The 26,815-nt window shown below is 74.7% G+C and carries 22 protein-coding genes and 1 pseudogene; 18 read left to right on the top strand and 5 right to left on the bottom strand.

Annotated elements, in window-relative coordinates:
- Nucleotides 1-10: 10 nt before the first annotated feature.
- The 6 genes and pseudogenes from CLV72_RS23890 to CLV72_RS23865 all read left to right on the top strand — a co-directional run bounded on the left by CLV72_RS23890 (nucleotide 11) and on the right by CLV72_RS23865 (nucleotide 9,074).
- A complete protein-coding gene (locus tag CLV72_RS23890) occupies nucleotides 11-814 on the top strand; it encodes a TrmH family RNA methyltransferase (protein ID WP_106250563.1) in 804 nt (267 codons plus the stop codon).
- 175 nt (nucleotides 815-989) lie between these two features.
- The gene (locus CLV72_RS23885) at nucleotides 990-2,072 is read left to right on the top strand and encodes a sensor histidine kinase (RefSeq protein WP_245930409.1); all 1,083 of its coding nucleotides are present in this window, start codon (nucleotides 990-992) and stop codon (nucleotides 2,070-2,072) included.
- A 186-nt stretch (nucleotides 2,073-2,258) separates the two neighbouring features.
- Nucleotides 2,259-3,386: a phenylalanine--tRNA ligase subunit alpha gene (pheS, locus tag CLV72_RS23880; RefSeq protein ID WP_106250559.1), complete on the top strand. Its 1,128-nt coding sequence runs from the start codon at nucleotides 2,259-2,261 to the stop codon at nucleotides 3,384-3,386.
- Nucleotides 3,386-5,935 (top strand): phenylalanine--tRNA ligase subunit beta, encoded by a 2,550-nt coding sequence (pheT, locus tag CLV72_RS23875; protein ID WP_106250557.1) that lies wholly within the window; start codon nucleotides 3,386-3,388, stop codon nucleotides 5,933-5,935. Before pheS ends, pheT begins: the two co-directional genes overlap by 1 nt.
- Nucleotides 5,859-6,533: pseudogene (locus tag CLV72_RS33840) on the top strand (Fic family protein); the annotation flags it as partial. The gene pheT and the pseudogene CLV72_RS33840, both read left to right, overlap by 77 nt.
- Before the next feature lie 849 nt (nucleotides 6,534-7,382).
- Entirely contained in the window at nucleotides 7,383-9,074 is a 1,692-nt protein-coding gene (locus CLV72_RS23865) for an ABC-F family ATP-binding cassette domain-containing protein (RefSeq protein ID WP_106251306.1), read from the top strand.
- Nucleotides 9,075-9,093: 19 nt separating this feature from the next.
- On the opposite strand, the gene CLV72_RS23860 is transcribed toward CLV72_RS23865, so the two are convergent.
- The 4 genes from CLV72_RS23860 to CLV72_RS23845 form a co-directional block, all read right to left on the bottom strand.
- Nucleotides 9,094-9,642 (bottom strand): GerMN domain-containing protein, encoded by a 549-nt coding sequence (locus CLV72_RS23860; RefSeq protein WP_106250555.1) that lies wholly within the window; start codon nucleotides 9,640-9,642, stop codon nucleotides 9,094-9,096.
- Nucleotides 9,639-11,138 (bottom strand): sensor histidine kinase, encoded by a 1,500-nt coding sequence (locus tag CLV72_RS23855; RefSeq protein ID WP_245930408.1) that lies wholly within the window; start codon nucleotides 11,136-11,138, stop codon nucleotides 9,639-9,641. Before CLV72_RS23855 ends, CLV72_RS23860 begins: the two co-directional genes overlap by 4 nt.
- Nucleotides 11,139-11,455: 317 nt before the next feature.
- Complete coding sequence (locus tag CLV72_RS23850) at nucleotides 11,456-12,130, bottom strand: response regulator (protein ID WP_211303083.1); 675 nt, start codon at nucleotides 12,128-12,130, stop codon at nucleotides 11,456-11,458.
- Nucleotides 12,131-12,299: 169 nt separating this feature from the next.
- Nucleotides 12,300-13,607, bottom strand: coding sequence for an acetamidase/formamidase family protein (locus CLV72_RS23845; RefSeq protein WP_106250548.1), 1,308 nt, complete (start codon nucleotides 13,605-13,607; stop codon nucleotides 12,300-12,302).
- A 222-nt stretch (nucleotides 13,608-13,829) separates the two neighbouring features.
- Between CLV72_RS23845 and argC the strand changes: the two genes are divergently transcribed.
- The 12 genes from argC (at nucleotide 13,830) to tyrS (ending at nucleotide 25,733) form a co-directional block, all read left to right on the top strand.
- Nucleotides 13,830-14,858, top strand: a complete 1,029-nt coding sequence (argC, locus tag CLV72_RS23840; protein WP_106250545.1) for an N-acetyl-gamma-glutamyl-phosphate reductase — start codon at nucleotides 13,830-13,832, stop codon at nucleotides 14,856-14,858.
- Between the two features lie 245 nt (nucleotides 14,859-15,103).
- The gene (gene argJ / locus CLV72_RS23835) at nucleotides 15,104-16,255 is read left to right on the top strand and encodes a bifunctional glutamate N-acetyltransferase/amino-acid acetyltransferase ArgJ (protein ID WP_106250543.1); all 1,152 of its coding nucleotides are present in this window, start codon (nucleotides 15,104-15,106) and stop codon (nucleotides 16,253-16,255) included.
- A gap of 110 nt (nucleotides 16,256-16,365) precedes the next feature.
- A complete protein-coding gene (gene argB / locus CLV72_RS23830) occupies nucleotides 16,366-17,253 on the top strand; it encodes an acetylglutamate kinase (RefSeq protein WP_425428120.1) in 888 nt (295 codons plus the stop codon).
- Nucleotides 17,250-18,494, top strand: a complete 1,245-nt coding sequence (locus tag CLV72_RS23825; RefSeq protein WP_106250539.1) for an acetylornithine transaminase — start codon at nucleotides 17,250-17,252, stop codon at nucleotides 18,492-18,494. Before argB ends, CLV72_RS23825 begins: the two co-directional genes overlap by 4 nt.
- Complete coding sequence (gene argF, locus CLV72_RS23820) at nucleotides 18,491-19,426, top strand: ornithine carbamoyltransferase (RefSeq protein WP_106250537.1); 936 nt, start codon at nucleotides 18,491-18,493, stop codon at nucleotides 19,424-19,426. The genes CLV72_RS23825 and argF overlap by 4 nt, the downstream gene beginning before the upstream one ends.
- Complete coding sequence (locus tag CLV72_RS23815) at nucleotides 19,423-19,989, top strand: arginine repressor (RefSeq protein ID WP_106250535.1); 567 nt, start codon at nucleotides 19,423-19,425, stop codon at nucleotides 19,987-19,989. The genes argF and CLV72_RS23815 overlap by 4 nt, the downstream gene beginning before the upstream one ends.
- 68 nt (nucleotides 19,990-20,057) lie before the next feature.
- Nucleotides 20,058-21,257, top strand: a complete 1,200-nt coding sequence (locus CLV72_RS23810) for an argininosuccinate synthase (protein WP_106250533.1) — start codon at nucleotides 20,058-20,060, stop codon at nucleotides 21,255-21,257.
- A gap of 105 nt (nucleotides 21,258-21,362) precedes the next feature.
- Complete coding sequence (gene argH, locus CLV72_RS23805; RefSeq protein WP_106250531.1) at nucleotides 21,363-22,796, top strand: argininosuccinate lyase; 1,434 nt, start codon at nucleotides 21,363-21,365, stop codon at nucleotides 22,794-22,796.
- Nucleotides 22,797-22,805: 9 nt separating this feature from the next.
- The gene (locus CLV72_RS23800) at nucleotides 22,806-23,477 is read left to right on the top strand and encodes a DNA-3-methyladenine glycosylase (protein ID WP_106250528.1); all 672 of its coding nucleotides are present in this window, start codon (nucleotides 22,806-22,808) and stop codon (nucleotides 23,475-23,477) included.
- Nucleotides 23,474-23,974 carry a hypothetical protein gene (locus CLV72_RS23795; RefSeq protein WP_146159543.1) on the top strand — a complete coding sequence of 167 codons (501 nt, stop codon included), beginning with the start codon at nucleotides 23,474-23,476 and terminating at the stop codon, nucleotides 23,972-23,974. The genes CLV72_RS23800 and CLV72_RS23795 overlap by 4 nt, the downstream gene beginning before the upstream one ends.
- Entirely contained in the window at nucleotides 23,971-24,363 is a 393-nt protein-coding gene (locus tag CLV72_RS23790) for a hypothetical protein (protein ID WP_106250523.1), read from the top strand. The genes CLV72_RS23795 and CLV72_RS23790 overlap by 4 nt, the downstream gene beginning before the upstream one ends.
- Nucleotides 24,364-24,458: 95 nt before the next feature.
- The gene (tyrS, locus tag CLV72_RS23785; RefSeq protein ID WP_106251305.1) at nucleotides 24,459-25,733 is read left to right on the top strand and encodes a tyrosine--tRNA ligase; all 1,275 of its coding nucleotides are present in this window, start codon (nucleotides 24,459-24,461) and stop codon (nucleotides 25,731-25,733) included.
- A 286-nt stretch (nucleotides 25,734-26,019) separates the two neighbouring features.
- On the opposite strand, the gene CLV72_RS32370 is transcribed toward tyrS, so the two are convergent.
- A complete protein-coding gene (locus tag CLV72_RS32370) occupies nucleotides 26,020-26,175 on the bottom strand; it encodes a hypothetical protein (RefSeq protein ID WP_170141093.1) in 156 nt (51 codons plus the stop codon).
- Between the last annotated feature and the right edge of the window lie 640 nt (nucleotides 26,176-26,815).

Genomic DNA, 26,815 nt, shown 5'->3' with positions numbered 1-26,815 from the left:
CGACCGCGCGATGGCGGGCCACGAGCTCACGAGCATCCGCTCCGCGCGGATCAAACGGGTTCGGCGGCTCGCCAGACGCGTCTCCCGGCAGCGCGAGCGGAGCTTCCTGGCCGAGGGGCCGCAGGCGGTGCGCGAGGCGCTGCGCCGCCCCGGCACGGTCCGCGAGCTGTACACCACCGAGGCGGCCGAGCAGCGCCACCCCGAGCTGTGCGCGGCCGCCGCGGCCGGTGGCGCCGCGCCGCAGCGGGTGGCCGAGTCGGTGATGGCCGAACTGGCCGAGACCGTCTCCCCGCAAGGGCTGCTCGCGGTCTGCGACTTCCTCGACGTGCCGCTCGACCGCCTCGGCCGCCCCCGGCTGGCCGCGGTACTGGCGCAGGTCAGGGACCCCGGCAACGCCGGCACCGTGCTGCGCACCGCCGACGCGGCCGGGGCCGGCGCGGTGGTCTTCACCGACGCCTCCGTCGACCCCTACAACGGCAAGGCCGTGCGCGCCTCCGCCGGCAGCCTGTTCCACCTGCCGGTGGTCGTCGGCCCGACGGCGGCCGAGGCCGTCGCGGCGCTGCGCGCCGCCGGGCTGCGGGTGCTGGCCGCCGACGGCGGCGGCGACGCCGACCTGCACGCGCTGGACGACGGCGGCGCGCTGGCCGCGCCCACCGCGTGGATCTTCGGCAACGAGGCCTGGGGGCTGCCCGAGGAGGTGCGCTCCCTGGCAGACGCCGTGGTGCGGGTGCCGATCTACGGCGCGGCCGAGAGCCTGAACCTCGCCACCGCCGCCGCCGTCTGCCTGTACGCCTCCGCGCGCGCCCAGCGCTGAGGCGCGCCCGGATCGGGCGCACCGGTCTCCCGCCCGGCATCAGTACTTTCGACGCCGAGTCCATATTCGTGCTACTACGGAGGATCCGGCCCGGTTTGTGAGGCTGCCCGACCACCCCCGGTTACCGATAGTGTGGCGATCGCCGAGCACTGCGGCGTGCGCGAGGGAGGCGGTTGTGGACGGGGGCCGTGCGGAGGGCCAGTGGGTTCGCGCCGACGAACTTCCCGACGGGCTGCTCATCGCCGACGCCGACGGCCGGATCGTCCAGTTCAACCGCACCGCCGAGCGCCTCACCGGCATCGCGGCCGCGTCCGCGCTGGGCGCCCACTTCGCCGACGCGCTGCCGCTGCACGACGCCGAGGGCCGCGACTGGTGGAAGTGCAGCGACCCCTACGGCGGCCTGCGCACCCGCACCCGCCAGCCCGAGCGGCTGCTGCAGCTGGCCGACGGCCGCGAGGTGCTGGTCTCGGCCCGCTACGTCCGCGAGCCCGAGCACGCCGGCCCGCTGGTGCGCCTCGTCGTCGTCCTGCGCGACGCCGCCCACCTCGCCCGGCGCGACCGCAACCGCGCCGACCTGGTGTCCACGGTCGCCCACGAGCTGCGCTCCCCGCTGACCAGCGTCAAGGGCTTCACCGCCACCCTGCTGGCCAAGTGGGACCGCTTCACCGAGAACCAGAAGCTGGTCATGCTGCAGACCGTCAACGCCGACGCCGACCGGGTTACCCGCCTGATCGCCGAACTGCTCGACGTCTCGCGCATCCAGTCCGGCCGCCTGGAGCTGCACCGCCAGGTGGTCGACCTCGCCGAGCGGGCCCGCCGGGTGATCGCCGGGCGGGTCGCGGTCGGCGACGCCGAGGACCGCTTCCGGCTGGAGGTGCGCGGGCCGCTGCCGGAGCTGTGGCTGGACCCCGACAAGGTCGACCAGATCCTGGTCAACCTGGTCGAGAACGCCGTCCGGCACGGTGCTGGTACCATCACCATCGAGATCAGGCCCCTTGCGGGCGAGGAAGCCGGCGAGTCCAAGCTGGGAGCCGTGGTGTCGGTGAGCGACGAGGGCGAGGGCATCGCACCCGAGCTGGTCTCGCGCGTGTTCCGGCAGTTCTGGCGCGGCAAGCGGCGCGGCGGCACCGGCCTGGGCCTCTACATCGTCAAGGGCCTGGTCGAGGCGCACGGCGGCAGCATCGACGTGCGGCGCGGCCCCCGCGGCGGCGCGGAGTTCCGATTTATGCTGCCCGCCGGCACCCCCGACTTCGCCTGAGGCGAATCCCGGCGCCGGTGGGCCCCTTCCGACCAGCGGGTGGCGTACGCCCCGCCTCCGCGGCCGCGCGGCGCACCCCGGAACCCGGTAGCCGGGGATCCGCCGACCGCCTCGCCGCACCGCGGTGACGCTACGCTCGTCCCGATCGATTCGACTGCTCCGCCCGTGCCGGGCGATGAGGATCCCATGTCTGCACCCAACACATCCTTCGATCCGGTCGAAGTCACCCCGCTGCACGCCGACGAGGTGGCCCGCGCCCGAGACGAGGCGCTGGCCGCGATCGCGGCGGCCGGCTCGCTCGACGAGCTCAAGGCGGCCCGGCTCGCCCACGCCGGCGACCGCTCGCCGCTGGCGCTGGCCAACCGCGAGATCGGCGCCCTGCCGCCGGCCGCCAGGGCCGAGGCCGGCAAGCGCGTCGGCGGCGCCCGCCGCGAGATCTCCGAAGCGCTCAAGGCCCGCCAGGAGGTCCTGGAGGCCGAGCGCGACGAGCGCGTGCTGGTCGAGGAGGCCGTCGACGTCACCCTGCCCTACGACCGCCGCCCCCGCGGCGCCCGCCACCCCATCACCACCGTCGCCGAGCGGATGGCCGACATCTTCGTCGCGATGGGCTTCGAGGTGGCCGAGGGGCCCGAGGTCGAGGCGGAGTGGTTCAACTTCGACGCGCTGAACATGCCGCCCGACCACCCCGCCCGCAGCATGCAGGACACCTTCTTCGTCGCCGACCCCTCGGCCCCGGAGCCGCGCGAGTCCGGGCTGGTGCTGCGCACCCACACCTCGCCGGTGCAGGCACGGGCGCTGCTCGGCCGCGAGCTGCCGGTGTACGTGGTCGCGCCCGGCCGCACCTTCCGCAGCGACGAGCTGGACGCCACCCACAGCCCGGTCTTCCACCAGCTGGAGGGCATGGCCGTGGACCGGGGCCTGGGCCTGGCCGACCTGCGCGGCGCCATCGACGCCTTCGTGTCGGAGATGTTCGGCAGCGGGCTGCGCACCCGCTTCCGGCCGTCCTACTTCCCGTTCACCGAGCCCTCGGCCGAGGTCGACATGGAGTGCTTCGTCTGCCGGGGCGCCTCCGTCGGCCGGCCCGACCGCCCCTGCCGCACCTGCGGCTCGGAGGGCTGGATCGAGATCGGCGGCTGCGGGGTGATCAACCCGCGGGTGCTGCGCGCCTGCGGAGTCGACACCGACACCTACAGCGGCTGGGCCTTCGGCATCGGCGTCGAGCGAACCCTCATGTTCGCGCACGGCGCCCAGGACATGCACGACATCGTCGAGGGCGACGTCCGCTTCGCCTCGGCGTTCGGGATGGAGATCTGATGCGCGTCCCCCTTTCCTGGCTGCGGGAGTACGTCGACCTGCCCGCCGAGGTGCCCGCGCGCGAGCTGGCGGCCAAGCTGGTCGCCGCCGGGCTGGAGGTCGAGACGGTCGAGGAGTCCGGCGCCGGGCTCAGCGGGCCGCTGGTCGTCGGCGAGGTGCTGGCCTTCGAGGTGCTGGAGGGCTTCAAGAAGCCGATCCGGTACTGTCGGGTCGACGTCGGCAAGGCCAACGGCAGCGGCGAGCCGCAGAACATCATCTGCGGCGCGGCCAACTTCGAGGCCGGCGACCGCGTCGTCGTCGCGCTGCCCGGCACCGTGCTGCCCGGCGGCTTCGCCATCGGCGCCCGCAAGACCTACGGCAAGATGTCGGAGGGCATGATCTGCTCGGTCGCCGAACTGGGCATGGGCGAGGACCACTCCGGCATCCTGGTGCTGCCGCAGGGCACCCCGGCCCAGCCCGGCGACGACGCCGTCCCCCTGCTCGGCCTGGACGACCACGTGCTGGACATCGCCGTCACCCCCGACCGCGGCTACGCGCTGAGCATCCGCGGTGTGGCGCGGGAGGCGGCCACCGCCTACGGCCTGCCGTTCCGCGACCCCGCCGCCATCGAAGCGCCCGACACCGCCGAGGGCTCCTGGCCGGCCGCGGTCGAGGGCGAGGGCATCTGCCACCGCTACGTGCTGCGCGGCGTCACCGGCTTCGACCCGGCCGCGCCCACCCCGGTGTGGATGCGGCGGCGGCTGGAGCTGGCGGGCATGCGCTCCATCTCGCTGGCCGTCGACATCACCAACTACGTGATGCTCGAACTCGGCCAGCCGCTGCACGCCTGGGACCGCACCACCCTGCGCGGCCCGCTGGTGGTCCGCCTCGCCCGCGAGGGCGAGCGGCTGGAGACCCTGGACCACGTCGAACGGCGGCTGGACCCCGACGACATCCTGATCACCGACGACTCCGGGCCCATCAACATCGCCGGCGTGATGGGCGGCCTGACCACCGAGATCGGCGACACCTCCACCGACATCCTGATCGAGGCGGCGCACTTCGCCGAGACCCACATCGCCCGCACCGCGCGCCGCCACCGCCTCAACTCGGAGGCGTCGCGCCGCTTCGAGCGCGGCGTCGACTCCGCCCTGCAGCTCGCCGCCGCCACCCGCGCGGTAGAGCTGCTGGCCGAGCTGGGCGGCGCCCGGATCGACCCCGGCGTCACCCACGTGCGCCGGGAGCGGCCCGCGCCGGCCATCGAGCTGCGCCTGGACCACCCGGGCAAGGTGGCGGGCATCGACTACCCGCACGGCGCCGTGCTGGAGGCGCTGCGCGACATCGGCGCCACCGTGCGGGCCGGCGGCCGCGTGCTGGACCTGTCCGAGCCCTACACGGTGGAGACCGGCACCGACACCGTCACCGTCGAGCCGCCCACCTGGCGGCCCGACCTCACCGAGCCCAACGACCTCGCCGAGGAGGTCATCCGGCTGGAGGGCTACGAGTCCATCCCGGCGCGCGCCCCGCAGGCGCCGGCCGGCCACGGCCTGACCCGTGCGCAGCGGCTGCGCCGCCGCGTCGGCCGGGCGCTGGCCGCCGACGGCTACACCGAGGTGCTGAACTTCCCGTTCACCGCCGCCCGCGCCTACGACGACCTCCGGCTGCCCGACGACGACCCGCGCCGCCGCACCCTGCGGCTGGTCAACCCGTTCAGCGACGACACCCCGCTGCTGCGCACCACCCTGCTGCCGGGGCTGCTCGACGCCCTGGCCCGCAACGCCGGCCGCGGCTTCCCCGACGCCGCCCTGTACGAGACCGGCCTGGTCTACCTGCGCGGGGAGGGCGGCTTCGCCCCGCCGCCGCGCCTGTCGGTCGACCGCGGCCCCAGCCCCGAGGAGCTGGCCGAACTGGCGGCGTCGATCCCCGAGCAGCCGCGCCGGGTGGCCGTCGCCCTGTCCGGCCAGCGCGAGCCGGCCGGCTGGTGGGGCCCCGCCCAGCCCGCCGGCTGGGCCGACGCCATCGAGGCCGCCCGCACCGTGGTCCGTGAGGCGGGCCTGGAGCTCACCGCCGAGGCGGCCCGGCACGCCCCCTGGCACCCCGGCCGCTGCGCGGCCCTGCACCTGACCGCCCCCGACGGCGAACGGATCCTCATCGGCCACGCCGGCGAACTGCACCCGCGCGTCGTGGCCGCCTACGGCCTGCCCGAGCGCACGGCCGCGATGGAGATCGACCTGGACCCGGTCGAGCGCCTGGCCCAGGAGCCGACCGCCCCCGGCGTCTCGACCTTCCCCGCCGCCTACCAGGACGTCGCCCTGGTCGTCCCCGCCGCCACCCCCGCCCAGGACGTCCAGGACGCCCTGCGCGCCGGCGCCGGCGAACTACTGGAATCCCTCCGGCTCTTCGACGTCTACCAGGGCGACCAGATCGGCGCCGACCGCAAGTCCCTCGCCTACGCCCTGCGCTTCCGCGCCCCCGACCGCACCCTCACCACCGATGAGATCACCACCGCCCGCGACGCCGCCGTCACCGCCGCCACCGAACGCACCGGCGCGGTGCTGCGGGGGGCGTAGCGGACAAGGCGCCGACGACCTGCGGGTGCTCGCGGAGGTCGAGGAGGCGCGGACCGCGCTCCGCCACCAGGTTGGCCTCGCCGTGCCGCTGGCTCGGGCAGCTGCGCCGCAGCCTGGTGGCCGGAGCGATCCAGGGATCGAACAGCATCGAGGGCTACACGATCAGCCGGCTCGACGCCGAGGCGCTGGTCGCCGGGAGGAGATGCCCGACCACCCGTCGCCCGAGACGAGGGCGGCGGTCGCGGGCTACCAGAACGCGCTCACCTACGTGCAGCACGCCGCGGACTTCGCCGAGTTCAGCTACCACCCCATGCTGCTCTCGGCGCTGCACTTCATGATGGTGCACGCGGACTCCGGAGCGAGCCCCGGTGCGTACCGCGGCGGCAGGATCTGGGTCACCGGAGGCGCCAACCGGCCGCCGGTGTACACCGGGCCGGAGCCGGAAGAGGTCCCCGCCCTGATGATGGAGCTGTGCGACTGGCTCAACACGGGCGACCTCGACACCCCGGCGCTGGTCCGGGCGGCGATGGCGCACCTGAACCTGGTCAGCATCCACCCGTGGCGCGACGGCAACGGCCGGATGTCGCGGTGCGTGCACACCCTCGTGCTGGCGCGCGAACGCATCCTCGCGCCCGAGTTCTCCAGTATCGAGGAATGGCTCGGCTCCTCGGATCTGAACACCCTCGAGTACTACGCGGCGCTGCGCGGCGTCCGCACCTCCTACACCCCGGAGCGCTCCGCCCGCTCCTGGGTGCGGTTCTGCCTGCGCGCCCACCACCTGCAGGCCCAGACGGTCCAGAAGCGATTCGACTCGGTCGGCCGACTGCGGCGTGCCCTCGCCGAACTGGTCGAGGAGCGCGGCCTGGACGAGCGGATGGTCTCGGCCCTCTACGCCGCGACAAAGGACGACCTGCGCCGTGCCACCTATCAGCGCGACGAGGACCTGACCCGGGACCAGGCGGTGCGCGACCTGCACGAGCTGAAGCGCCTCGGCTGGATCCGCGAGGTCGGCCGCGCCCGCGCGCAGCGCTACGTCGCGGCCGGCGCCGTCGCGAAGGCCGGCCAGGAGGCCGAAGCCGAAGCCGCCGCCACCCACCTCCGCGAGCCCTACCCGAACCGAGGGCGCCCGGACAGCCAGAGGTCGATCTCGGCCGTCTCGACGAGCCGCCGTCGAGCCGCCGCACCCGCAGGCCCGGCACCAGCGCTTCGGCCGCCGCCACGGCCCCGCGCGCCACAGCCGTCCCGCCCTCGCCCATCACCACGAGGACGTCGAGCCGGCCGACCCGGGGAGGCGAGAGCGGTTCGCCCACCGGTCCGGTCTTACCGGGGTGTTGACAGATGTCAACAATCAAGAGTGTGCGGCGTGGACGGTCGAGCGGGAGCGGAGCCCCGAGCGGCCGGAAATCCGCTTGGCCTGGCCACCGGGGCGCACCACAATGGGGTTCTCGTGGGCCACATCGATCTGACCGGCGTGCACTACCGGCTGCCTGACGGGCGTCCGCTGCTGGACGAGGTCTCGTTCCGGGTGGGCGACGGGATGAAGGCGGCGCTCGTCGGCGCCAACGGCAGCGGCAAGACCACCCTGCTGCGCATCGTGGCCGGCGACCTCTCGCCCAACGCCGGCGCGGTCACCCGCAGCGGCGGGCTCGGCGTGATGCGCCAGTTCATCGGCGTCCACGGCGCCGACACCGGGGCGGCCGCCGACCCCGACGAACCCGAGGGCCCGCTGGGCGCCTCGGCCACCGTGCGGGACCTGCTGGTGTCGGTGGCGCCGCCGCGGCTGCGCGCCGCCGCCCGCGAGCACGACGCCGCCGAACTGGCCATGATGGAGTCCGACGACGAGCCCGTGCAGCTGCGCTACGCACAGGCGCTCGCCGACTGGGCCGACGCCGGCGGCTACGAGGCCGAGGTGCTGTGGGACGCCTGCACCGTCGCCGCCCTGGGCGTCCCCTTCAACGACGCCCAGTACCGCGAGCTGTCCACCCTGTCCGGCGGGGAGCAGAAGCGGCTGGCGCTGGAGGCGCTGCTGCGCGGACCCGACCAGGTGCTGCTGCTGGACGAGCCCGACAACTACCTCGACGTGCCCGGCAAGACCTGGCTGGAGGAGCAGCTGACCGCCACCCCCAAGACGGTCCTGTACGTCAGCCACGACCGGGAGCTGCTGGCCAGGACCGCCAGCCACATCGTCACCGTCGAGGGCTCCCGCTCCGGCGGCAACCGCGTGTGGGTGCACGGCGGCGGCTTCGCCGGATACCACGAGGCGCGCGGCAACCGGCACGCCCGCTTCGCTGAGCTGCGGCGGCGCTGGGACGAGGAGCACGCCAAGCTCAAGGAGCTGGTCCGCAACCTGCGCATCAAGGCCGCCAACAACGACGGCATGGCCAGCCGCTACCGCGCCGCGCAGACCCGGCTGGCCCGCTTCGAGGCGGAGGGGCCGCCGCCCGAGCCGCCGCGCGACCAGGACATCACCATCCGGCTGCGCGGCGGCCGCACCGGGGTCCGCGCCCTCACCTGCGTGGACCTGGAGCTGACCGGACTGATGCGCCCCTTCGACCTGGAGGTGTTCTACGGCGAGCGGCTGGCCGTGCTCGGCTCCAACGGCTCGGGCAAGTCGCACTTCCTGCGGCTGCTGGCCGAGACCGGCGCCGGCGGCGCCTCGACGGTCGCGCACACCGGCGAGGCGCGGCTGGGCGCACGCGTCGTGCCCGGGCACTTCGCGCAGACCCACCACCACCCCGAGTGGCTGGGCCGCACCCTGGCCGCCGTCCTGGCCGAGGACCACGCCATGCCGCTGGAGGAGGCCGCGCCCGCACTGCACCGCTACGAGCTGGTGGGCCAGCGCGACCAGCGCTTCGAGTGGCTGTCGGGCGGGCAGCAGGCCCGCTTCCAGATCCTGCTGCTCGAACTGTCCGGCGCCACCATGCTGCTGCTGGACGAGCCCACCGACAACCTCGACGTGGACTCCGCCGAGGCGCTGGAGAGCGCGCTGGAGACCTTCCAGGGCACCGTGCTCGCGGTCACCCACGACCGCTGGTTCGCCCGGTCCTTCGACCGCTACCTGGTCTTCGGCGCCGACGGCTCGGTGTACGAGGCGCCGGAGCCGGTGTGGTCGGAGGGGCGGGTCCGGCGGACCCGCTGAGCCGGGCCCGCACCGGCCGTCAGCACGACAGGCCCGGGTCGGGCACCTCGACGACGCCGCCGCCAGGCACGAGGTACCACACCCGCGCCGCGTCGACCTCGGGCAGCGCCTGGCCGGTGCAGACCAGCTGCGCGACGCCCAGCGGCTCCAGCGGAGCCCAGGTCCAGATCGACGGAGCGTCGGGCTCCTGCACCGCGGGCGCCCCGGCGTCGGCCATCGGGGTCACGTAGATGTCCAGCACCGACTCGGAGCGCCGGGCGTCGGCGAGCGCGACGCGGCCGGCCAGCTCGTCGCGCAGGCCGCGCCCGGCCTCCACCGCCGTGGGGCCCTCCAGCAGCCGGAGCAGCACCGCCTCGGGCTCCAGCCGCGACTCCCGGCGCCACACCCCGGTCAGCGCGTTGCCGGCGTCCACGAAGTAGACGATGCTGCCCTGGCTCACCTCGCCGTTGGCGATCGGCGCCTGCCCGGCCGAGACCGCGCCGGAACTGGGCTGCACCCCGCACCCGGCGGCGAGCAGCGCGGCGGCGAGCAGCCCGGCGGCCGCGGCGCGGCGCGGCGGCGCGGTCATGACGGGTCCGCCGGACCGGCGGGCAGCCGCACCGTGAACACCGCGCCGCCGTCGTTGCGCGCCTCGATGCCGCCGCCGTGCAGCGAGGCGTTGGCCAGGGCGATGGCCAGCCCCAGACCGCTGCCGCCCGCGCCGCCCCGGGAGCTGTCGGCCTTGACGAAGCGCTCGAACACGTCGGTGAGCATCCCGGAGGGGATGCCGGGGCCGTGGTCGCGGACGGTGATCTCCAGGTCCGCGTCCTCGGCCGCCCGCGCCGTGACGGTGACCGGCGGCGCGCCGTGGCGCAGCGCGTTGCCGACCAGATTGGCCACGATCACGTCGAAGCGGCGCGGGTCGACCCGGGCCCGCAGCTCGGCGGGCGCGTCGATGTCGACCCGGTCGGTCCAACCACGCGCCCGCAGGCACTCGCGCAGCGCCTCGCCCACCGCGACGTCGTCGGGGGAGAGCGCGCTCACGCCCGCGTCCAGGCGGCTGATCTCAAGCAGGTCCTCCACCAGCCGGTGCAGCCGCCTGGTCTCCGACGCGACCAGCCGCGCGGCCGTCTGCGTGTCGGGCGGCAGCCGCTCGGACTCCTCCTCCAGCACGTCGCTGACGGCGGTCATCGCGGTCAGCGGGGTGCGCAGCTCGTGGGAGACGTCGGCGGCGAAGCGGCGGGCGTTGGCCTCCATCCGGCGCAGCTCCTCCACGGCCCGCTGCAGCGCCACCGCGCTCTCGTTGAAGGTGTGCGCCAGGTCGGCCAGCTCGTCGCCGCCGCGCACCTCGACGCGGGTGTCGAGGTGGCCGAGGCCCAGGCGGCGGGCGGCGTCGCGGAAGCGCCGCACCGGCTTGAGGACGCTGGCCGCCAGCACCGCGCCGATCACCAGCGCGCAGCCGACGGCGGCGGCGCCGGTGCGGGTGAAGGTCTGCTCCAGCCGGTCCAGCTCCTGCTGCTGCTCGTTGAGGGAGATGAACACGTAGACGCGCAGCGGGCTCGGCATGCCGGTCTGGCTGGCGGCGCTGGGGACGTGCACCCGGGTGCCGATGACCACCCAGGGCCCGTCGGGCTGCTGGACGCGCTGGAAGCCGATATCGGTCTCGGCGAGGGCGGCCAGCTCGGGCGGCACGTCGGCCGGGCCGAAGCGGTCCATCACCCGCACCTCGTCCTCGAAGGTCATCAGCACACTGCCGTTGCTGCCCGCGCGCAGCTCCTGGGCCAGGTCCTCCAGCGTGTCGTCGGGCGGGCCGTCGGGTGTGCGCAGCAGCTCCGGCGACGCCTGGTAGGCGAGGACCTCGCGCACATGGTTGAGCGCGGCGTCCTGGGCGGGTTCGAGCAGCTGGTTGCGCACGAGCGCGTAGGTGAACACTGACACCAGCACCGTCGAGGTCAGCGCGACCAGCGTGAAGGTGATGATCAGCCGCGACCGCAGCGAGCGCAGCACCGGCGCCCGCCACCAGCGCCGCCCGGTCCCGCTACCACGGACCGCCCCGCCGCGCACGCCGCCCGTCCACAGGCGCACCGCGCGGACCAGCCTTGTCCACAGCCCCCGCCCGGCCCTCGCGACACGCGACTTCGGCGCGGGATACTGGATGTGGGGTCGCCCCCCTGGGCGGGAGGGGGATGCGGGGGAGTCGGGCGGAACCGTGTCGCGAGGGGCGGAACCGGGAGCGGGGGCATCGGGCGGCGGATCGGTGCCGGGCGGGGCGGCCGCCGCGGGCGGATCGGCCTCCCTGGGCGGATCGGCCCCGGGCGGATCGGAGCGCGCGGCGGCGTCTGAGGGCGCGGGCGCGTCCGAGGGTGCGGGCGCCGACGGTTCGCCGGGGGCGCGCCCGGGCCTCACGGTGCGGCGAAGCGGTAGCCGAAGCCGCGCACGGTCTGGATCAGGGTCGGTGCGGCCGGGTCGGGCTCGATCTTGGCGCGCACCCGCTGCACGCAGGCGTCGACCAGCCGGGAGTCGCCCAGGTAGTCGTGGTCCCAGACCTCCCGCAGCAGCTGCTGGCGGCTCATCACCTGCCCGGCGTTGCGGGTCAGCTCCAGCAGCAGCCGCAGCTCGGTGGAGGTCAGGTGCACGTCCTGCCCGCCCTTGGTCACCTTCAGCGCGGCCCGGTCCAGCACGATGTCGCCGTAGGTCGACCGGCTCAGCGGCGTGCTCTCCGCCCGGCGCAGCACCGCGCGGATGCGCGCGTCCAGTACCCGCGGCTCCACCGGCTTGACGACGTAGTCGTCGGCCCCCGCCTCCAGACCCACGATCACGTCCAGGTCGTCGCTGCGCGCGGTGAGGAGGATGATCGGCAGCTGGTCGCGGCTGCGGATCCGGCGGCACACCTCGAAGCCGTCCATGCGGGGCAGCATCACGTCGAGCACCACCAGTTCGGGGCGCTGCGTGCGCACGGCGTCGAGGGCCTCCTCGCCGGTGGAGCGCGCCGTCACGGTGTGGCCCTGGCGGCTCAGCGCCAGTTCGAGCCCGATGCGCGCCGACGGATCGTCTTCCACCAGCAGGATCGCAGTCACGCCCGCCATTATCACCCCACCGGGGTCGGCGGCCTCGCACACCCGCCCAATGTCACGAGATCCTGACAATGCCGCGACACCGTTACCCGCCGCGGACACGGCGGCGAAGGCGCCTGCGCCACAGTGGTGGCGGGCCCGGCCGCCCCGAGCGGACCGGGCCCGCCACGGCTCAGTCCGCGAAGTCCGCCTTGCGGATCAGCGCGTGGATGCCGGTGGTGCGGTCCACCACCTGCGACACCTCGAAGTCGGTCGCGGCCGACAGGTAGGCGTAGGCGACGGCGGGGGCCATGCCGTGCTCCTCGGTCAGGAACCGCAGCGCGTTGCGGACGGCCTCCTTCATCGCGGTGTCCAGCGAGAGCGACGATCCGGCGTGCCAGTCCGACAGTCCGATCGGGATCCAGTGCTCGTCGGTCTCGGCGAAGGGCCGGTCGAAGGCGATCGCGGGGGCGTCGCCTCCCGGCCGGATCCGGGTGAGCCGCAGCGTCGCCCGCAGCGAGCCCTCCAGCGCGGTCAGCGCGACCTCGCCGTCGCCCTGGGCGAAGTGCGGGTCGGCAGCGACGAACTGTGCCCCCGGCAGCTGCACCGGCAGGTACAGCACCGAGCCGACGCCGAGCTCGTTGATGTCGAGATTGCCGCCCGCGACGGTCGGCGGGATCGAGTTCACCGCTTCGAAGGTGTCGGTGCCGACGCCCATGATCCCCAGGAAGGGACTGAGCGGGAACCGCACCGCCGCCGTTCCCGCCGGCAGCTCCGCCAGCACCGAGCCGCGCCGCCGCACCAGCGGGGTGAACACCGAGATGTTGCCGCCCTCGTTCAGGTAGGGCGCCGTCGACGGGTCGCCGACGATGTCCTCGGGCAGCTCGCCCGGCAGGGCACCGCGGCCGTGCCGGTTGGACACCACCCCGTAGGGCACCCGGGTGCGCAGGTCCAGCACCTCCACCTTGAGCACGTCGCCGGGGCGCGCGCCGCGTACGTCGATCGGCCCGGTGATGACGTGCGGGCCCATGGACGCGGGGTCGTGCTCGATGCCGGAGGCGGCGATCGCGCGGGCGTCGGCGAGCACCCGTTCGCGCGGCACGCCGTGGTCGCCGAAGTAGCCGTCGGGGTCGCGGCCCTGGTCGGCCAGGACGCCCTCGTGCGAGACGGTGTCGATCGTCACCACGGTGCCGGAGTCCACCCGCAGCGCCGGGCGGCTGCGCCGGTTGGGCATCAGCCCCCAGCTGACGGTCTCGGGGGTGGACTCCAGGTACCGTCCGCGGATCGGGCCGGCGCCGGGCTGGAGCACGTCCAGTCCGACGCCGGGCGGCGAGCCGGCGGGACGGGCCGAGGCCGCGGCGGGGGCCGCGCCCAGCAGCTGCGCGCCGGCCCCGGCGGCGCCGACGGTGGCGGCCGCCCGGAAGAACCCGCGCCGGCCGAGGCCGTCGATCAGGGTGCGTCTGGCCTCCGCACCCGCTTCGTCGTGGTCGTGTGCTGGCATGCCGATCCTCTCTGTCGAGCCGCTCCACCTGGCCTGACGCGGCCGGTGCGCGCCTCGGGCGCGGCTTCGGTTGTACGGGCGGGCCGTTTCCGGGACGTATCGGACAGGTTCGGCCCCCGTTACGGATGATCAAGCTCACTGCATGAACATTCGACAGAATGCATAGTGTTCCGTTACCGTAGAGCGCGGAAAGGGCCGAAGAGCCGACGGGGGAGGGGCGCCATGGGCATGCGGGCCGCGGTCGCGGGGGCCAGCGGGTACGCCGGCGGCGAACTGCTGCGGCTGCTGCTCGGCCACCCCCGCATCGAGATCGGCGCGCTCACCGCGGGCGGCAACGCCGGCACCCGACTGGGCGAGCTCCAGCCGCACCTGGCCCCGCTGGCCGACCGCGTCCTGGAAGCCACCACCCCCGACGCCCTGGCCGGCCACGACGTCGTCTTCCTGGCCCTGCCCCACGGCCAGTCCGCGGCGCTCGCCGCGCGGCTGGGGCCCGACACCCTGGTCGTGGACTGCGGCGCCGACTTCCGCCTCGCCGACGCCGGCGACTGGCAGCGCTTCTACGGCACCCCGCACGCCGGCACCTGGCCCTACGGCCTGCCCGAGCTGCCCGGCGCCCGCGAGCGGCTGCGCACCGCCCGCCGGATCGCGGTGCCCGGCTGCTACCCGACCGCGGCCACCCTCGCCGTGCTGCCCGCGCTCACCGCCGGGCTGGCCGAGGCCGACGTCGTCGTGGTGGCCGCCTCCGGCACCTCGGGCGCGGGCAGGGCGCCAAAGCCCCACCTGCTCGGCAGCGAGGTGATGGGCTCGGCCAGCGTCTACGGCATGGCCGGCACCCACCGCCACACCCCCGAGATCGCGCAGAACCTCACCGCCGCGGCCGGGCGGCCGGTGCGGGTGTCGTTCACCCCGATGCTGGTGCCGATGCCGCGCGGCATCCTGGCCACCTGCTCGGCCCCGGCGCGCCCCGGCACCACCGCCGCGCGGCTGCGCGCCGCCTACCAGGACGCCTACGCCGGCGAGCCCTTCATCCGCCTGCTCCCCGAGGGCGGCTGGCCCGCCACCTCGGCCACCCTCGGCGCCAACACCGTGCTGGTGCAGGCGGCCCTGGACGAGGCGGCCGGCCGGATCGTGGCGGTGGCCGCCATCGACAACCTCACCAAGGGCACCGCGGGCGGCGCCGTGCAGAGCGCCAACATCGCCCTCGGCCTCCCCGAGACCACCGGCCTCCCCACCACGGGCCTGGCCCCATGACGCCTTCCGCCGCCCCGGCACCCCGCCCCATGAAGACCCACCCCCGCCCACCCCGGGGGGACACCCCTGCACACCATCATTCCGCCGCGGGGTGCGCCGCGCGCGGGGCCGGCCCCGGTTGTGGACGACGGCGTCCGGAACCGGACGGCCCGTGCACAGGCGCGGGCGCACCGCCGCCGCCAGGCGCCCCCGGCCCCAGGCCGGACGGCGACCACCGAGCAGTACCGGGAACATAGGGAGACACCGTGAGCGTCACCGCTCCGCTGGGATTCCGCGCCGCAGGCGTGGCCGCCGGCCTCAAGCCGAGCGGCTCGCGCGACGTCGCCGTCGTGGTCAACGACGGCCCCTCGCGCGCCGCCGCAGGCGTGTTCACCGCCAACCGGGTGAAGGCCGCCCCCGTCCTGTGGTCGCAGCAGGTGCTGCGCGGCGGCAGGGTCCGAGCCGTCGTCCTCAACTCCGGCGGCGCCAACGCCTGCACCGGCGCCGACGGCTTCACCGACACCCACACCACCGCCGAGCACGCCGCCGCGCTGCTCGACGACTCCGCCGCCGAGATCGCGGTCTGCTCCACCGGCCTGATCGGCGAGCGGCTGCCGATGGACGCCCTGCTGGCCGGCCTGGACGAGGCCGTCCCCGCCGCCTCCCGCGACGGCGGCATCAACGCCGCCGACGCCATCCGCACCACCGACACCGTCGCCAAGTTCGCCTTCCGCCGCGGCGAGGGCTACACCGTCGGCGCCATGGCCAAGGGCGCCGGCATGCTCGCCCCCGCACTCGCCACCATGCTCTGCGTCATCACCACCGACGCCGACCTGCCCGCCGAGCAGCTCGACGCGGTGCTGCGCACCGCCACCGCCACCACCTTCGACCGCGTCGACACCGACGGCTGCATGTCCACCAACGACACCGTGCTGCTGCTGGCCAGCGGCGCCAGCGGCACCACCCCCGAGCTCGCCGAGTTCCAGCAGCAGGTCACCGCCGTCTGCGCCGACCTCTGCCGCCAGCTCATCACCGACGCCGAGGGCGCCAGCAAGTCCATCGCCATCGAGGTCGTCGGCGCCGCCGGAGAGGCCGACGCCGTCGCCGCCGGCCGGGCCGTCGCCCGCAGCGCCCTGCTCAAGTGCGCCGTCCACGGCGAGGACCCCAACTGGGGCCGGGTGCTGTCCGCCGTCGGCACCACCGACGCCGCCTTCGAACCCGACCGCGTCAACGTCGCCATCAACGGCGTCTGGATCTGCCGCGGCGGCACCGTCGGCGACGACCGAGCAAAGGTCGACATGCGCGGCCGCGAGGTCACCATCACCGTCGACCTCGCCGCCGGCAGCGACGCCGCGACCATCTGGACCACCGACCTCACCGCCGACTACGTCCACGAGAACTCGGCGTACTCGACATGAGCACCGAGACCGAAGGCCCTCTCGTCCTGGACGAGACCGCCGCCCAGCGGGCCCGCCGCGTCGACGCCCTCGCCGGCCGCGCCGCCACCCTCATCGAGGCGCTGCCCTGGATGCAGCGCTTCCACGGCCGCACGGTCGTCGTCAAGTACGGCGGCCACGCCATGGCCGACCGGGAACTGCGCGAGGTCTTCGCGCAGAACATCGTCTTCCTGCGCTACGCCGGCATCCGCGTCGTCGTCGTGCACGGCGGCGGCCCCCAGATCAACGCCCACCTCGACCGCCTCGGCGTCCGCTCGCACTTCACCGCCGGACTGCGGGTCACCACCCCCGAGACCATGGACGTGGTCCGGATGGTGCTGGTCGGCCAGGTCAACCGCGACGTGGTCGGCCTGGTCAACCAGTACGGCCCCTTCGCCGTCGGCATGTCCGGCGAGGACGCCCACCTGTTCACCGCCGAGCGCAAGCACGCCCTGGTCGACGGCGAACCCGTCGACATCGGCATGGTCGGCGAGGTGGTGCGGGTCGAGACCGGCGCGGTGCGCAGCCTGCTCGACGACGGCCGCATCCCCGTCATCGCCAGCGTCGCCCGCGGCGCCGACGGCGGCGTCTACAACGTCAACGCCGACACGGCCGCCGCCGCGCTCGCCGCCGCCCTGGACGCCGCCAAGCTGATCGTCCTCACCGACGTCGAGGGCCTGTTCGCCGACTGGCCCGACACCGACGACCTGATCAGCCGCCTCACCGCCGCCGAACTGGAAGACCTGCTGCCCTCGCTGTCGGCCGGCATGGTCCCCAAGATGGAGGCCTGCCTGCGCGCCGTGCGCGGCGGCGTCCCCCAGGCCCACGTCCTGGACGGCCGCGTCCCGCACTCCATGCTCCTGGAGGTCTTCACGGACGAAGGGGTCGGAACCATGGTCGTGCCGGACCCCGACCCCGACCCCGACGTGCACCCCGCGCCCCTCGGCAGCGGCCACACCCCACGGGAGGGAGCCCGATGACCGCCCAGCAGGCCCACACCCCGCAGGCCGCGGGCACCGGGCCGCGCACCGCCGAACTGCAAGGGCGGTTCGGTGCCGCGCTGATGCCCACCTACGGCACCCCGCCGCTCGCCCTGGTGCGCGGCCAGGGCTGCAGGGTCTGGGACGCCGACGGCCGCGCCTACCTCGACCTCGTCGCCGGAATCGCCGTCTCATCCCTCGGCCACGCCCACCCGGCCCTGGTCGACGCGGTCTCCGCCCAGGTCGCCACCCTCGCCCACACCAGCAACCTCTACCTGCACCCCGGCGAGGTCGACCTGGCCGAGCGGCTGCTCGGCCTGCTCGGCGCCGACGGCAGGGTCTTCTTCGCCAACTCCGGCACCGAGGCCAACGAGGCCGCCCTCAAGCTGGTCAAGCGCGCCGCCGGCCCCGGCCGCGACTACCTGGTCTCCACCTCCGACGCCTTCCACGGCCGCACCTCCGGCGCCCTCGCCCTCACCGGCAAGCCCGCCATCCGCGAGCCCTTCGGCCCCTTCGGCGTCGACGTGCGCTTCGTCCCCTACGGCGACGCCGAGGCGCTGCGCGCGGCCGTCACCGAGCGGTGCGCCGGCGTCTTCGTCGAGCCCACCCAGGGCGAGGCGGGGATCGTCGAGCCGCCCGCCGGGTACCTGGCCCAGGTGCGAGAGATCACCTCCGCGGCGGGCGCCGCCTTCGTCCTGGACGAGATCCAGAGCGGCCTCGGCCGCACCGGCCACTGGTTCGCCCACCAGGCCGCCGGCGTCGTCCCCGACATCATCACCCTGGCCAAGGGCCTGGGCGGCGGCCTCCCGATCGGCGCCTGCGTCGGCATCGGCCGCTACGGCACCGCCTTCGGCACCGGCGACCACGGCTCCACCTTCGGCGGCAACCCCGTCGCCGCCGCCGCCGCGCTCGCCGTCATCGACACCATCGACACCGACGGCCTGCTGGCCCGCGCCACCGAGGTCGGCGCCCGGCTCGCCGACGGCATCCGCGCCACCGCCCACCCCCTCGTCGCCGGGGTGCGCGGCAGCGGCCTGTGGCTGGGCGTCCCGCTCACCCGCCCGATCGCGGCCCAGGTGCAGCGGGCCGCCGCCGACGCCGGCTTCCTCGTCAACGCGGTCGCCCCCGGCACCGTCCGGCTGGCCCCGCCGCTCGTCATCACCCGCGCCGAGGCCGACGCCTTCCTCGCGGCGCTCCCCGGCATCCTCGACACCGCGGCCACCAGCGGAGGCACCCCATGACCCGGCACTTCCTCCGCGACGACGACCTGTCGCCCGCCGAGCAGACCGAGGTGCTCGACCTCGCCGACAGGCTCAAGAAGGACCGCCACGGGCACCGCCCGCTGGCCGGCCCCCGCACGGTGGCCGTCCTGTTCGACAAGCCCTCCACCCGCACCCGGCTGTCCTTCGCCGTCGGCATCGCCGAACTCGGCGGCCAGCCGCTGGTCATCGACGCCGGCAGCAGCCAGCTCGGCCGCGGCGAACCGATCGAGGACACCGCCCGCGTGCTGGACCGCCAGGTCGCCGCGATCGTCTGGCGCACCTTCGGCCAGGACCGCGTCGAGGCGATGGCCGGCGCGAGCCGCGTCCCGGTGGTGAACGCCCTCACCGACGAATTCCACCCCTGCCAGATCCTCGCCGACCTGCAGACCGTCCGCGAGCGCCAGGGGCGGCTGGCCGGCGCCGTCCTGGCCTACTTCGGCGACGGCGCCAACAACATGGCCCACTCCTACCTGCTCGGCGGTGCCACCGCCGGAATGCACGTCCGCGTCGCCTGCCCCGGCGGCCACCGCCCCGACCCCGCCGTGCTGGCCCGCGCCGCCGAGATCGCCGCCGCCACCGGCGGCTCCGCCACCGTCCTCGACGACCCCGCGGCCGCCGCCGAAGGCGCCGACGTGCTCGCCACCGACGTGTGGACCTCGATGGGCCAGGAAGGCCCCGACGGCGCCGCCCGCCCGCACACCGCCTTCCTGCCCTACCGACTGGACGAAACCAAGCTCGCCCTGGCCGCGCCCGGCGCCGTCGTCCTGCACTGCCTGCCCGCCCACCGCGGCGAGGAGATCACCGCCGCCGTCATCGACGGCCCGAGCAGCGCCGTGTGGGACCAGGCCGAGAACCGGCTGCACGCCCAGAAGGCGCTGCTGTGCTTCCTCACCGGCCAGGACCCGCGATGACCGCCCCCGACAGCGCCGCCGCCCCGCTCACCAAGGCGGCCAGGCACGCCAGGATCACCGAGCTGCTCACCCGCAACGACGTGCGCTCCCAGAGCGAGCTGGCCGCCCGGCTCGCCGACGCCGGCGTCCAGGTCACCCAGGCCACGCTCTCCCGCGACCTCGACGAGCTCGGCGCGGTGAAACTGCGTACCATAGACGGGTCGCTGGTATACGTTCTCCCTGGTGAAGGCGGCCAGCGGCTGCCCCGCGCCCAGCTGCGCGGCGGCCCCGCCGAGGCGCCCAACGCCCGGCTGGCCCGGATCGGCGCCGAACTGCTGGTCTCCGCCGAGGCGTCCGCGAACATGGTGATCGTGCGCACCCCGCCCGGCGCCGCGCAGTTCCTCGCCTCCGCCATCGACCACGCCGACTGGCGCTCGGTGCTCGGCACGATCGCCGGCGACGACACCATCCTGGTCATCAGCCGCGACCCCGCGGGCGGCGGCGACCTCGCCGCCGCGCTGCTGGCCCTGGCCGACCGACGTAGCGAGGGCCGGTCGGGCACGGAGCCCGCCGACCGGCCCTGAGGCGGCCACCGCCCCCGGCTCCACGCAGCCACCCACATGACGACCCCGTTCCAGCAAGGAGACAACCCGTGACCGAGCGCGTCGTACTCGCGTACTCAGGAGGACTCGACACCTCCGTGGCGATCGGCTGGATCGCCGAGGAGACCGGAGCCGAGGTGGTGGCCGTCGCCATCGACTGCGGCCAGGGCGGCGAGGACCTGGAGACGATCCGGCAGCGCGCCATCGACTGCGGCGCCGTCGAGGCCGTCGTGGCCGACGCCAAGGACGAGTTCGCCACCGACTTCTGCCTGCCCGCCCTGCGCGCCAACGCCCTCTACATGGACCGCTACCCGCTGGTGTCGGCGCTGTCGCGGCCGCTGATCGTCAAGCACCTCGCCAATGCCGCCCAGTACCACAACGCCACCATGGTGGCGCACGGCTGCACCGGCAAGGGCAACGACCAGGTGCGCTTCGAGGCCGGCCTGGCCGCCCTCGCCCCCGGACTGCGCGTCCTGGCCCCGGTGCGCGACTCCGGCATGACCCGCGACAAGGCCATCGCCTTCGCCGCCGAGAAGGGCCTGCCGATCGACGTCACCAAGAAGTCGCCCTACTCCATCGACCAGAACCTGTGGGGCCGCGCCGTCGAGACCGGCTTCCTCGAAGACATCTGGAACGGCCCCATCGAGGACGTCTACTCCTACACCAGCGACCCCGCCGTCCCGCGCGAGGCCGACGAACTGGTCCTCACCTTCGAGGCGGGCGTCCCCACCGCCATCGACGGCAAGGAGCTGACCCCGCTGCAGATCATCGAGGAGCTGAACCGGCGCGCCGGCGAGCAGGGCGTCGGCCGCATCGACATGGTCGAGGACCGCCTGGTCGGCATCAAGAGCCGCGAGGTCTACGAGGCGCCCGGCGCCATCGCGCTGATCGCCGCCCACCAGGAGCTGGAGAACGTCACCGTCGAGCGCGAGCTGGCCCGCTTCAAGCGCACCGTCGACCAGCGCTGGGGCGAACTCGTCTACGACGGCCTGTGGTTCTCCCCGCTCAAGGAGGCCCTGGACGGCTTCATCGACCAGGCCAACCGGCACGTCAGCGGCGAGGTGCGCCTGGTGCTGCACGGCGGCCGCGCGGTCGTCACCGGCCGGCGCAGCCCCTCGGCGCTCTACGACTACCAGCTCGCCACCTACGACACCGGCGACACCTACGACCAGACCCTCGCCAAGGGCTTCGTCGACATCTGGTCCATGCCCGCCAAGATCGCCGCCGAGCGCGACCGCCGGCAGGGCTGACGCCGCCGCACCCCCCCATGGCCGCGGACCGCCCGCGTCCATGGGGGACACCCGCACCCGCCCCGGCCCGCCCCGCGGGCCCCGACCCGTGAGGACCCCTCCACCGTGGCTGACGAGCAGCAGCCCGCCCTGCGCCTGTGGGGCGGCCGGTTCGCCGACGGACCCGCCGACGCCCTGGCCGCGCTCTCGCTGAGCACCCACTTCGACTGGCGGCTGGCCCGCCACGACATCGCCGGCTCCCGCGCGCACGCCCGCGCCCTGCACCGCGCCGGGCTGCTCGACCGCGATGAACTCGCCGGCACCCTGGACGGCCTGGACCGCCTGGAATCCGACGTCGCCGACGGCACCTTCACCCCCAGGCCCGCCGACGAGGACGTGCACACCGCCCTGGAGCGCGGCTTCATCGAGCGCGTCGGCCCCGAACTCGGCGGCCGGCTGCGCGCCGGCCGCTCCCGCAACGACCAGATCGCCACCCTGGTCCGCATGTACCTGCGCGAGCAGGCCAGGTCCATCGCCGACGGCGTCCTGGACCTGGTGGGCGCGCTCGCCGACCAGGCCGCCGCCCACCCCGGCGCCGCCCTGCCCGGCCGCACCCACCTCCAGCACGCCCAGCCCGTGCTGCTCGCCCACCACCTGCTCGCCCACGCCTGGCCGCTGCTGCGCGACGTGCAGCGGCTGCGCGACTGGGACCGCCGCGCGGCGGTGTCGCCCTACGGCTCCGGCGCGCTCGCCGGGTCCTCCCTCGGCCTGGACCCGGCCGAGGTCGCCGCCGAACTCGGCTTCGACGGCGCCGTGCACAACTCCATCGACGGCACCGCCGCCCGCGACGTGGTCGCGGAGTTCGCGTTCGTCACCGCCATGATCGGCGTGGACCTCTCCCGCCTGTCGGAGGAGATCATCCTCTGGGCGACCAAGGAGTTCTCCTTCGTCACCCTGCACGACGCCTTCGCCACCGGCTCCTCGATCATGCCGCAGAAGAAGAACCCCGACATCGCCGAACTGGCGCGCGGCAAGAGCGGCCGCCTCATCGGCGACCTCGCCGGCCTGCTCACCACCCTCAAGGGCCTCCCGCTCGCCTACAACCGCGACCTCCAGGAGGACAAGGAGCCGGTCTTCGACGCCGCCGACCAGCTCGCGCTGCTGCTGCCCGCCTTCACCGGCATGGTCGCCACCCTGACCTTCAACACCGGGCGCATGGCCGAACTGGCGCCACAGGGCTTCGCGCTGGCCACCGACGTCGCCGAGTGGCTGGTCCGCCAGGGCGTCCCGTTCCGCACCGCCCACGAGCTGGCCGGAGCCTGCGTGCGCCGCTGCGAGGAGCGCGGCGTGGAGCTGTGGGACCTCACCGACGGCGAACTCGCCGGTATCTCCCCGCTGCTCACCCCCGGCGTCCGCGAGGTGCTCACCGTGGCCGGCTCGCTGGCCTCGCGCGACGGCCAGGGCGGCACCGCCCCCGCCCGCGTCGCCGAGCAGCTGGAGCGGGTCCGCGCCGAGCAGGCCGAGCACCGCGCCTGGATCGGCAAAGCCGAGGGGCACTAGCCTGGCGCGGTGCCCCCACCGCCACCGCAGTCCCCGCTGCCGCGCGCCTTCTTCGACGGCCGCGCCGAGCACGTCGCCCCGCTGCTGATCGGCCGCGTCATCGAGCACCGCACGCCGCAGGGCGCCGTCGCCGTGCGCATCACCGAGGTGGAGGCGTACGAGGGGCAGGGCGAGGACCCCGCCGCGCACTCCTACCGGGGCCGCACCCCGCGCAACGCCGCCACCTTCGGGCCGCCCGGGCACGCCTACGTGTACTTCACCTACGGCATGCACCACTGCCTGAACCTGGTCTGCCGCCCGGAGGGCACCGCCTCGGCGGTGCTGCTGCGGGCCGGCGAGGTCGTGGCCGGCGTCGAGCAGGCCAGGGCCCGGCGGGGCGCCGCGGCGGCCGCCCGCCCCGACCGCGAACTCGCCCGCGGCCCCGCCCGGCTCGCCCAGGCCCTCGGCCTGGACCTGCGCCACAACGGCCTGGACGTGTGCGACCCCGACGGGCCGCTGCGCGTCCTGCCCGGCGAGCCGGCGCCGTCCGACCGCGTCGTCGCCGGACCCCGTACCGGCATCTCCACCGCCGCGGAACTGCCCTGGCGCTTCCACCTGTCCGGCGACGCCACCGTCTCCCCGTACCGGCGGCACACTCCCCGGCGGCGCGCCGGAACCCCGCGCCCCGGCGGAACGTCATGAGTCACGTGCACGACGACCCCGATCCGGCGAGCGGCGCGGCCGAGGCCGAGCGGGGCGGGGGAGCGGCCCGCGCCACCGGCACCGCCCTCGGCGTGCTCACCGGCCTGGTCCTGGCGGCCGCGGTCCTCGCGGGCGCGCTGCTCGCCCTCGACGGCCTCCGGCGCGAGGACGTCGTCCACCTGTCGGACTCCGCCGACGCCGGCCGCCGCTACACCCTGGACGGCGCCGGCGAACCGCTCCCCGTCACCCTCGCCCTGGTGCGCACGCCCTGCCCACTGGGCGCCGACGGCTACGAACTGCGCGTCGGCAGCCGCGCCGGCGTCACCGGCGCCACGGGGCAGCGGTGGTTCGCCGCGCCGCACACCGTCGGCATCGAGCCGCCCGGCGGGACCGCGGCCGTCGCGGCCGTCGAATGGGCCGAGGACGGCGTGCTGGCCCGGCTGGAGTCCGGGCACCAGGTCTGGGTGCCGGCCGAGCGCTTCCCCGGAGTGTGGTGACCGTGCCCCGCCCCGGCCCGGCCCGCGGCTTCCGGCCCGGCTACCGGCGCGCCGCGGCCGCGACCGCCGCCCTGCTCGTCGTGGTCCTCGGCGCCGGACTGTACCTGGGCGCCGGCACGGTCTGGGGCCCCGTCCAAGAGATCCAGCGCGTCCGGGCGCCGGACGAGGCGGGCCTGGTCCTGGTGGTCGAGCAGCAGTCCGCGCTCAACCGCGAGCTGACCCGGTACGGCTTCACCCTCGCGGACGACGGGGTGCTCGCCGCCGGCCCGCTGCGGGTGCGGGCCGCCGGGTCCGGCGACTGGGCGCCCTTCGCCGTCGAATGGACCGACGGCGGCGCCTGGCTGCTCCCCGCCGAGGGCGGTCACCGCTTCTTCGTCCCCGCGCCCTGAGCCGCCCCGCCCGAAACGCGCGAGCGGCGGCAGCGCCGTTGCCGATACCGTGGGAGGGACCGACCCACGAGCAACCGAGCAGACGGATGACGACCGTGACCGACATCATCGACGACCTCGAATGGCGCGGGCTGATCGCCCACTCCACCGACCTGGACGAGCTGCGCAAGGCGCTCGCCTCCGGCCCGGTCACCGTCTATTGCGGATTCGACCCCACGGCGCCGAGCCTGCACCTGGGCAACCTGGTGCAGATCCTCACCCTGCGCCGCCTCCAGCTCGCCGGGCACCGCCCCATCGGACTCGTCGGCGGCGCCACCGGCCTGATCGGCGACCCCAAGCCGACGGCCGAACGCACCCTCAACGACCCGGCCGTCGTCGCGGGCTGGGTCGACCGCATCCGCGTCCAGATCGAGCCCTTCCTGGACTTCTCCGGCCCGAGCGCGGCGCGGATGGCGAACAACCTCGACTGGACCTCGTCGCTGTCGGCCATCGAGTTCCTGCGCGACGTCGGCAAGTACTTCCGCGTCAACAAGATGATCACCAAGGACGCCGTCGCGCGCCGCCTCAACTCCGACGCCGGGATCAGCTACACCGAGTTCAGCTACCAGGTGCTCCAGGGCATGGACTACCTCCAGCTGTACCGCCGCTTCGGCTGCACCCTGCAAACGGGAGGCAGCGACCAGTGGGGCAACATCACGGCCGGAGTCGACCTGATCCACCGCGTTGAGGGCGTCAGCGTGCACGCCCTGTCCACCACGCTCATCACACGCGCCGACGGCACCAAGTTCGGCAAGACCGAGACCGGCACCGTCTGGCTCGACCGCGAGCTGACCAGCCCGTACGCGCTCTACCAGTTCTTCCTCAACTCCGACGACCGCGACGTCGCGAAACTGCTCAAGGTGTTCAGCTTCCGGGAGCGCGCGGAGATCGAGGAGCTGGAGCGCCAGACCGCCGAGCGCCCGGCCGCGCGCGCCGCCCAGCGCGCCCTCGCCGAGGAGCTGACCACACTGGTCCACGGCGCCGACGAGTGCGCCAAGGTCGTCGCGGCCAGCCGCGCCCTCTTCGGCCAGGGCGCACTGGAGGAGCTGGACGAACCCACCCTCGCCGCCGCGCTCGCCGAGGTGCCCAGGGCCGAGGTCGCCGCCGAGGGCGGCGCCCTGCCGCCTGTCGTCGACCTCCTCGCCGAGACCGGGCTCACCCCCAGCAAGTCCGCGGCCCGCCGCGCCGTCAAGGAGGGCGGCGCCTACCTCAACAACACCAAGATCGCCGACGCCGACGCCGTGCCCGGCCCCGGCGACCTGCTGCACGGCCGCTACCTGGTCCTGCGCCGAGGCAAGCGCAGCATCGGCGGCGTCGAGGTCCGCCCGTAGCAGCGACCCGCCCGAGCCCGCAAGCCGCAGCACTCCCGGCTGTGGACGACCCGCCCGCAGGGCGCCCACCGTCCACAGCCGGGAGAAGCGGCCTGCCAGGGCGGCCGCCTTTCCCGGATACTTGGATCTAGGGGTTCCCCCCAGGTCCCAGGCAGAGGTCTGCCCGCCGCCCGCGGCGGCGGTCCCGCCGCTCAGCCCGTCCGCAGCCGTCCGGCCCGCTTCAGGATCAGCACGGCGCCCACCGTCACGTAGCCGCGCCACTCCAGTGCCGCGGCCGGCGAGCAGCTCAGCCGCAACCACCGTCGTCATCGCGGTAGCCCTCCAGGGTGGCGAGCACGGCGTCCGGCTCCGCCTCGCCGAGCAGCAGTCCGAATCGGCTCCGGTCGAGCAGCCGGCCGTGGCCGGCGAGGAACGAGGCGGCGCGCGCCAGGTCGACACTCATGGTGGCGGGTATGGCTATCCCCGCGGCGCGGCGGCTTGGACGAATCGGACACCCGCCCGACGGACGGCCCGAACAGGCTCCTACCTTCCCGCCTGCCGGTGTCCGCGCAGGTGGAGACCTGGTGCTCGCCCATGGACGGCCCCGTCGCGGAATTTCGGCGGCGCCTCCGGTGTTTTGACCCACGGACGCAGGGGTAGGCCCTCCCTGTCAGACAAGCAGGACAACCGATGCCCCCCCGCCCGGTGTGGGGCGGACGGCGGGAGAACCCCGGGCGTGACAGGCCCTTCCCCAGGGCCGAACGCTGATTTGACGCGTTCCACCTTCGCTCGTAATGTTCTTCCTGCGCCGCGGGACGGCGGGAGCCGCAAGGCCCCGGAACCGGACCGCACAGCACCCCCTCACCGACGTACAGAGCGGTCTTCCGCTTCGGGTAGGGTGAGGATCACCGAAACAGCCAACGAGGGCACTAGCACTCGGGCCGGCTGCTAAGGTAAATTAAGAAAGTTGCCCTGAGGGGCGCTCGACGGAAGTCGGGTGGTTTCTCAGTGTGGTGGTTGTGTTTTGAGAACTCAACAGTGTGCTAAAAGCCAGTGCATTTTGGTTGATGCTTTTGTATTGACCCTCGTGTAGAAGATCCGCA

The organism is Allonocardiopsis opalescens (genome assembly GCF_003002095.1).
Taxonomy (GTDB): Bacteria; Actinomycetota; Actinomycetes; order Streptosporangiales; family Streptosporangiaceae; genus Allonocardiopsis; species Allonocardiopsis opalescens.
This window is presented reverse-complemented; position numbering and strand designations above follow the sequence as displayed.

What these genes read in the sequence shown, in the direction of transcription:
- argF (WP_106250537.1), top strand. Translation starts at nt 18,491, where the DNA reads ATGACCCGGCACTTCCTCCGCGACGACGACCTGTCGCCCGCCGAGCAG.
- CLV72_RS23890 (WP_106250563.1), top strand. Translation starts at nt 11, where the DNA reads ATGGCGGGCCACGAGCTCACGAGCATCCGCTCCGCGCGGATCAAACGG.
- CLV72_RS23825 (WP_106250539.1), top strand. Translation starts at nt 17,250, where the DNA reads ATGACCGCCCAGCAGGCCCACACCCCGCAGGCCGCGGGCACCGGGCCG.
- CLV72_RS32370 (WP_170141093.1), bottom strand. Translation starts at nt 26,175, where the DNA reads ATGAGTGTCGACCTGGCGCGCGCCGCCTCGTTCCTCGCCGGCCACGGC.
- pheT (WP_106250557.1), top strand. Translation starts at nt 3,386, where the DNA reads ATGCGCGTCCCCCTTTCCTGGCTGCGGGAGTACGTCGACCTGCCCGCC.
- CLV72_RS23815 (WP_106250535.1), top strand. Translation starts at nt 19,423, where the DNA reads ATGACCGCCCCCGACAGCGCCGCCGCCCCGCTCACCAAGGCGGCCAGG.
- pheS (WP_106250559.1), top strand. Translation starts at nt 2,259, where the DNA reads ATGTCTGCACCCAACACATCCTTCGATCCGGTCGAAGTCACCCCGCTG.
- CLV72_RS23795 (WP_146159543.1), top strand. Translation starts at nt 23,474, where the DNA reads ATGAGTCACGTGCACGACGACCCCGATCCGGCGAGCGGCGCGGCCGAG.
- argC (WP_106250545.1), top strand. Translation starts at nt 13,830, where the DNA reads ATGGGCATGCGGGCCGCGGTCGCGGGGGCCAGCGGGTACGCCGGCGGC.
- CLV72_RS23845 (WP_106250548.1), bottom strand. Translation starts at nt 13,607, where the DNA reads ATGCCAGCACACGACCACGACGAAGCGGGTGCGGAGGCCAGACGCACC.
- argB (WP_425428120.1), top strand. Translation starts at nt 16,366, where the DNA reads ATGCAGCGCTTCCACGGCCGCACGGTCGTCGTCAAGTACGGCGGCCAC.
- CLV72_RS23860 (WP_106250555.1), bottom strand. Translation starts at nt 9,642, where the DNA reads ATGACCGCGCCGCCGCGCCGCGCCGCGGCCGCCGGGCTGCTCGCCGCC.